This is a genomic window from Methylobacterium persicinum (genome assembly GCF_022179525.1).
GTDB lineage: Bacteria > Pseudomonadota > Alphaproteobacteria > Rhizobiales > Beijerinckiaceae > Methylobacterium > Methylobacterium persicinum.
Genome location: NZ_BPQX01000071.1, coordinates 1 through 6,402 on the forward strand (window position 1 = coordinate 1; position 6,402 = coordinate 6,402).

7 protein-coding genes and 1 pseudogene are annotated in these 6,402 nt (G+C 60.5%); 4 read left to right on the plus strand and 4 right to left on the minus strand.

Features of this window, described 5'->3' with window-relative positions; all coding sequences use genetic code 11:
• Nucleotides 1–503: 503 nt before the first annotated feature.
• Nucleotides 504–854 (minus strand): 4-fold beta flower protein, encoded by a 351-nt coding sequence (locus MFF22_RS23680; RefSeq protein WP_238253175.1) that lies wholly within the window; start codon nt 852–854, stop codon nt 504–506.
• A gap of 440 nt (nt 855–1,294) precedes the next feature.
• On the opposite strand from MFF22_RS23680, the gene MFF22_RS23685 reads away from it, so the two are divergent.
• The 3 genes and pseudogenes from MFF22_RS23685 to MFF22_RS23695 all read left to right on the plus strand — a co-directional run.
• Nucleotides 1,295–1,504 (plus strand): hypothetical protein, encoded by a 210-nt coding sequence (locus tag MFF22_RS23685; RefSeq protein ID WP_238253178.1) that lies wholly within the window; start codon nt 1,295–1,297, stop codon nt 1,502–1,504.
• Nucleotides 1,505–2,233: 729 nt separating this feature from the next.
• On the plus strand, nt 2,234–2,452 hold the full coding sequence (locus MFF22_RS23690; protein ID WP_238253180.1) for a hypothetical protein: 219 nt from the start codon (nt 2,234–2,236) through the stop codon (nt 2,450–2,452).
• 420 nt (nt 2,453–2,872) lie between these two features.
• Nucleotides 2,873–3,186, plus strand: a pseudogene (locus MFF22_RS23695) (transposase); the annotation flags it as partial.
• A 648-nt stretch (nt 3,187–3,834) separates the two neighbouring features.
• On the opposite strand, the gene MFF22_RS23700 reads toward MFF22_RS23695, so the two are convergent.
• Genes MFF22_RS23700 through MFF22_RS23710 form a run of 3 tightly spaced genes read right to left on the minus strand, consistent with a single transcriptional unit; the run spans nt 3,835 to nt 5,954 of the window.
• Nucleotides 3,835–5,130: an arsenic transporter gene (locus tag MFF22_RS23700; protein WP_238253182.1), complete on the minus strand. Its 1,296-nt coding sequence runs from the start codon at nt 5,128–5,130 to the stop codon at nt 3,835–3,837.
• A 34-nt stretch (nt 5,131–5,164) separates the two neighbouring features.
• Nucleotides 5,165–5,602: an arsenate reductase (glutaredoxin) gene (arsC, locus tag MFF22_RS23705; RefSeq protein ID WP_238253184.1), complete on the minus strand. Its 438-nt coding sequence runs from the start codon at nt 5,600–5,602 to the stop codon at nt 5,165–5,167.
• Complete coding sequence (locus MFF22_RS23710) at nt 5,595–5,954, minus strand: ArsR/SmtB family transcription factor (protein ID WP_238253186.1); 360 nt, start codon at nt 5,952–5,954, stop codon at nt 5,595–5,597. The genes arsC and MFF22_RS23710 overlap by 8 nt, the downstream gene beginning before the upstream one ends.
• 50 nt (nt 5,955–6,004) lie before the next feature.
• On the opposite strand from MFF22_RS23710, the gene MFF22_RS23715 reads away from it, so the two are divergent.
• Nucleotides 6,005–6,402: NAD(P)H-dependent oxidoreductase (locus tag MFF22_RS23715; RefSeq protein WP_238253185.1), on the plus strand; the 398-nt coding region annotated here is incomplete at its 3' end.

Consider the following 6,402-nt stretch of genomic DNA (forward strand, 5'->3'; position numbering starts at 1 on the left):
CCGAAATAGAGCCGCAGCGGTCCACGCCGGATGAGTACTATTAGAACCCCGGCGTCGGTCTCTGAGCGGGCCTAGGGGTCAGCTGCGACCCACCGCCGACACCGTCCTCTAATTCCAGTTCGGTCGCGAGACGCGTGATCACATCGAGGGCGCTGCGGATTCGGTCGGCTTGCACGGCGACCTCGTCCACTTCGAGCCTGCTGGCACTGTCTTTGGACCACCACCGGCCATCGTCCATCTTGCGTAGCAACTCGGTCAGTCGGCCGTGCTGCTCGACGAGGACGTCAATGACATACGGACAGATCATTTCAGGTCTCTGTTGGCTCGGGCCGGCGGCGGAGGCTCGACGTTTGGTTTGAGTTCCGTGGCTCGCACGATCCGGTCGTCGCCCCGCCGGGGGCCACGACAATGACCCGGGACCTGAAAGACCGAGATCTTCGTTTTGAAGCACCCGCCCACTGGGACAGCTTCGCATAGAAAATCCGTGGTCCATTCTTCCCCCATCAGACGAGGTCGGCGAACCGCCGATCCGACCAGACATGCGACATGGTCGGTCGAGGCGAGCGGGGATCGGGAGTGACCTTGATCGGGAGGGGGAGCCCCAATCCTGCTGCAGTCTTGGTTTGCCGCTTTGGCTTTTCCGGACCGCCGACGGCGTCGAACTCGAAGAGTATGGGCTTTCCGTCCTCGTCGCAGATCCAACCGTTCTGCGACCAGCCAACAAGCCGCCCGGAAAAGGCATAGACCGCATCGTTCACGAGATATCCTACTGGCGTCCCGTCCCAGAGGCAGATCGATTGTCCGTCTTGGCAAAAAGCGGCCGCTTGGCCCGCCCGGTCAAAAAACTCGATCAACTGGAAAATCCTTATTCCCAACTTTCAATCAAAAAGCACCACATTCTATAAGATGTTTATCTAACTGTATAGGAAATTGACAGCCGCAGCAATATTTAAAGCACCGGTTCCAATGAGAAATTTGGGCGGCGGGAAATCAATTTAAGAATTTCGTGCTGCTCTGCAGCATGCGGATGCTATGCTAATCAACGCTCGCTATTTCGACGAAATACTAACATAGCTTGAAAGCGCCGCGACATCGGTTTCGGGGCGATGGCTATCGCCCCTGCCAACGCGCCGTGACTTCCCTGAAAGCCGCATCGCCGTTCGCCTCTGAAGCTCCTTGAGAGCCGAACGACCGAGGCGACTGGCGAACGATGACGTCGTCTCGGGTAATCGACCAGTCGAACCGGCCCGGCTCCCTGGCAGATGGTGTCACCCTCAACTTATGAGGATTCGGCGTGAACGAGATCATCGGAAATCCTTCGATCTTTCTTGGAACCCGTGCTACAAATAAGCGTGGCAAGATAATCGACATTATCCGCTTACTGACGGTAAAGGCGCGGCAGGCACCAGCTCGGCGTCGTGCGCAGGGGAAGAGTGCTTCCATGCTTCGACATCGGCCGCCGTTTTCGCCAGTTGCGAAGAAAGATATCGTAGCGCTGCCGTAGAGCGGGCACTGTCACGGCACGCATCCGAACTTCGATCTTGATCGTCCAGCGACGTGTCGATTGCATCCGCTGCTGAAGCCAAGCGGCCGGCAACGCGACGCATCGACTGCGGTCCCGTGAAGCTCGTACGTGCGTCAAGGGCTACGCTCTGTATCAGGTTTGCAAAATCAGGCTCTAAATCCATCCCCCAGCGCTTTCCGTAATCTGATGCCAGTAATTGGCACTTGCTGAACCAGCTGAACTCAATGCCAGTAAGTCTTGTAGTGTTCATAGCGAGATCGTCCACAATCCACGATGATATTTTTTACCGAATTCTTGCTTGATAAGTTTTGAGTAGTTTCGATTTCGAAATATGAATTTGCATACAATTTGATGCGACGATGTTCATTCGGTGTTTTAAAGCGCATCAACGGTCACAACTCATGTAAGTATTATCATACGAAATTGGCATCTGCCTGTGCGCTTGCCTCGGTTTCTGCAACCGCCAAGTGTCCGCCCTCAAGCTACGTTGTCGGCCGCTCGCTGGGCTAGACTATTGAAGTCGCCTGATCTGAGCAAGATTTGGTACTCGACGCACTTCTTTACAAGCGGCGGTGTGTAATAATAATCTTTTTGCGGAGATTGCGTCATTTACATACGTGACGTGTATCAAATTATTCAATTTGTGATAGGCTTCATTGATCGAGCGATTCGTTCTGATATTTTCTTCAATCATCGAGCTGAAATTTTATGTCCATAGGCAAGCGATTTGGCCGCAAAATCCCCCTACCGCCGACCATGAAAATCAAACTTGATCTCTTGGAGATGGCGCACGCGGACGCCCTGGTGGTTCAACTCAAGGAACTTGGTATTTCTAGAGATGAATTTTTCTCTGCGATTTCTAGGTCGATGACTGAAGGCGATCTCTCTAGGCATCAAGCGAAAATGTTGACCAGCCGCTTTGCCTAAGATAGGCTTAGCTTCGCACTCTTTGAAGCAGATACTAGATCATCGTTGTCTGTATTTGAGTATAAAATAAACCTGACAAGCACATTTCGGCGGAATATGATCAAGTAATCACGATCCTATGGATTATGGCCTGGCTGGGACACGGAGCGGCGATTATATCGTTCGTCCATAGGCCTTCTAGGCGCGGTTCCAGAATGTGAGGAATTCCACAGTCAGGCCCTGCGACATTGGTGGCACATGGCACAAAACGCATTTCACTTCCGTGAAAAGTCGCCTGCAATGCACATACGTTGCCCGTTCCATTCGGCGCCGAATGTTATGCAAACGTCTTCCCATTGCTTTGGTCCGACCCAGCGTCCGGACCCATAAGGGTGGCGCTGACGGCTCTGGTGTGATTCAGGGCATCGGCGCGAGGGGCCGATGGACGATTTCTGCCTGACGGACGAGCAGTTCACGAAGATCGCACGGCTTCTGCCCGACGACACGCGGGACAAGGTGCGCGTGGACGACCGAAGCGTCATCAACGGCACCGTCCCCGTGCTGAAGTCCGGTACGCTGGGTTGAACTCACCGTCCGACCACTACGGGCCGAATAAAACCTTCTACAATCGCTTCGTGCGCTGGGCGGCCAAGGGGGTCTGCATCGAGTTGTTCGAGACTCTGGCCCGAACTGGCGGGCTGCCCTCCCAGGTGATGATTGGCTCCACCGCCGTGAAGGCCCACCGCTGCGCCGCTTTTTGGCGGCTCGCCGTCCGTTACGGTGCAGGTCGTCCATAAGGGGAGCGCCCCGTCCGGTATGATCTCGATGATCTCCTCCATCACCCGGTCCAAGAACTCCAGGGCGAGGAAGCGGTTGAAAGGTACTCAACTTTGGCGAGGCTGCCCTATACGCGGGCGGCCTCGATCCGGCGACTTGGCGCAATCGGTAAGCGCGGCGATCTTGGCCTGGAGGGCCTGCCCATTCCGAGCAGGTGCTCGCCGTCCTGCTCGTCTTGCGCGGCCGCGTCCGCTCATAAGGCTAACCGAAAACGTGCCGCATGGCCGGTATTGGCGCGAAGCCGAACGTCCGGTTTCGGGCAGCGAGCTCATGTCAGCTCTTGGCGCCAAGCCGAACGCCCGGTTTTGCCGCCGATGGCGATCCGACACGACGCAGTTTGGCCGTAAGCGGAACGGCCGCTTGGGAGACTGTCGGCCGAAAAAGCAGACGGCCTCCTACCGACCCATGCCGGACTAACGAATAGGCGCTTGGCCTTCCTCAAAGTGGTCGTCGCTACTTGCCAACGGAAAGCTCCGATCCGGGGTCGAGGCGAATGACGTGGTGGGCTCTGCACGATGCCGAAGGCTGAGATCATCGGTTAGCGGCGAGCCTCGGACACAGGGCGCCTACCGAGTGCCGAGCAGCGGCAGCCAGGCCGCGAGCGCCAGAAGGGTGACCAGCAGCACGGGCGGGGTGATGACCAGGCCAACTCTCATGTACTGGCCCCAGGTGATCCTCTGGCCCTTGCTGTCGAGGACGTGGAGCCAGAGCAGGGTGGCGAGGCTGCCGATCGGCGTGAATTTCGGACCGAGGTCGCAGCCAATGACGTTGGCGTAGACCATCAACTCGCGAGTCAGCGGAGAGAGGTCCGGGGCCTGCTGGATCGAGAGCGCCCCGATCAAGACGCTCGGCATGTTGTTCATGACGGAGGACAGGATCGCGGCGGCGAAGCCGGTGCCGACGGTGGCGACCCACGGTCCGTGCCCGGCGAGCCAGGTCAGGCCCTTCGCCAGCTCGTCGGTCAGGCCGGCGTTCCGGAGGCCGTAGACCACCAGGTACATGCCGAGGCTGAACAGGACGATCTGCCAGGGGGCGCCGGTCAGCACCTTGCGGATTGGGATGACCCCGCCCCGGTTGGCAAGCAGCAGCAGCACGACCGCGCCGGCACAGGTGACGGCCGACACCGGCATGCCGAACGGCGCGGTGACGAAGTAGGCGAGCAAGAGCACGCCGAGCAGCGGGAACGCGGCCCGGAACACCAGCGGATCACGGATGGCCTCGGCCGGGCGTTCCAGGGCATCCACGGGGTAGGCCTCCGGTACGTCGCGCCGGAAGTAGGCCCATAGGACCAACAGGGTCGCCACCAGGGAGACGAGGTCCACTGGCACCATCACGGCCGCGTACCGGCCGAAGGTCACATCGAAGAAGTTGGCGGAGACGATGTTGACCAGGTTGGAGATCACGAGCGGCAGGGAGGTCGAGTCCGCCACGAACCCGCAGGCGACGATGAAGGCGAGCGCCGCCGCAGGTTTGAAGTCGAGACGCAGAAGGATCGCCAGCACGATGGGGGTGAGCAGCAGCGCGGCGCCGTCGTTGGCGAACACGGCGGCGATGGCCGCACCGAGCAGGATCACCAGGGGAAACAACCGCCGGCCCCGGCCGCCGCCCCATCGGGCGATGTGTAGGGCCGCCCAATGGAAGAACCCGGCTTCGTCCAGCAGCAGCGAGATGATGATGAGCGCCACGAACGTGAAGGTGGCGTCCCAGACGATATGCCAGACCACCGGGATGTCGCCCGGATGGATCACCCCCGTGGCAAGGGCGACGCCAGCGCCGGCTAAGGCGCTCCACCCGATCCCGAGGCCCCTGGGTTGCCAGATGACGAACACGAGGGTGACGAGGAACAGGGCAAGCGCGAGCATCCGGGCGGTTTCATCTTGTTAGTAGGCGTAAGGCTTAGGCGGTGGCGACGCGGCGGCCGTGCTCGTCCACGACCCGCTCGCCGTCTTCCTTGACGAACTCGCCTTGCTGCAACGGCAGAAGGTCCAAGACGGCCTCGGAAGGCCGGCACAGGCGCACGCCCTTGGGCGAGACGACCAGTGGGCGGTTGATGAGGATCGGGTGCGCCTCGATGGCGTTCAGGAGCTGCGCGTCGGTCAGCGCCGGGTCGCCCAGGCCTAGCTCAGCGAACGGCGTACCCTTCTCGCGCAGCACGTCGCGGATGCCCAGGCCGGCGCGGGCGAGGAGCTGCACCAGCAGCGCCCGGCTCGGCGGGGTCTTCAGATACTCGACCACATGCGGCTCGATGCCGGCGTTGCGGATCATCGCCAGGGTGTTGCGCGAGGTGCCGCACTCGGGGTTGTGGTAGATCACGACGTCGAACGGCTCAGACACAGGCGGTTTCTCCGTTTGGGAGACAGCAATTGGCTAGTGCGGCCATCGCCGGGGCACAGACCTCCGGGCGGCCCTGGCAGCAGTCGCGCATCAGGAAGGCGATCAGGTCGGACAGCACCGGGTAGGCCGCGCTGTAGATGATCGAACGGCCTTCGCGCCGCGAGGCGACCAGCCCGGCATGGCTCAGTTCCTTGAGGTGATGGGACACGGTGGCGGCGGTGACGCCGACCGCTTCGGCCAGCACGCCCGAGGCCATGCCATCCGGCCCGGCGGTCACGAGCGACCGCACTAGGCGTAGGCGATGCTCCTGTGCGAGAGCCGCGAATGCTTCAAGGGCTTGCGTTTCGTCCATTTCCGCTTCAATCATCAAACGATTGTTTGAATATACAAGAAGGTCGATCCTTGGACAAGCCCGCCCAGCCCTTCGCCGATGACCTGCCGAACCTGAGCCTGGCGCACTTCGTGGTGCCGACCCGCGAGAGCGTGCAGGCGGCAATGCCGTTCACCCACGCGCCCCGGTTCCTGATCCTCTACGGCTCCCTGCGCCAGCGCTCGTTCAGCCGGTTCCTGGCCTATGAAGCCGCCCGGCTCCTCGAAGCCATGGGCGGCGAGGTGCGGATTTACGACGCCGACGGCTTGCCCCTGCCGGATGATACCACCGCCGACCATCCCAAGGTGCAGGAGCTCCGTGCGCTGTCGATCTGGTCCGAAGGCCAAGTCTGGGTATCGCCCGAGCGGCACGGCACCCTGACCGGCGTGATGAAGAGCCAGATCGATTGGCTGCCCTTGAGCGAGGGCAG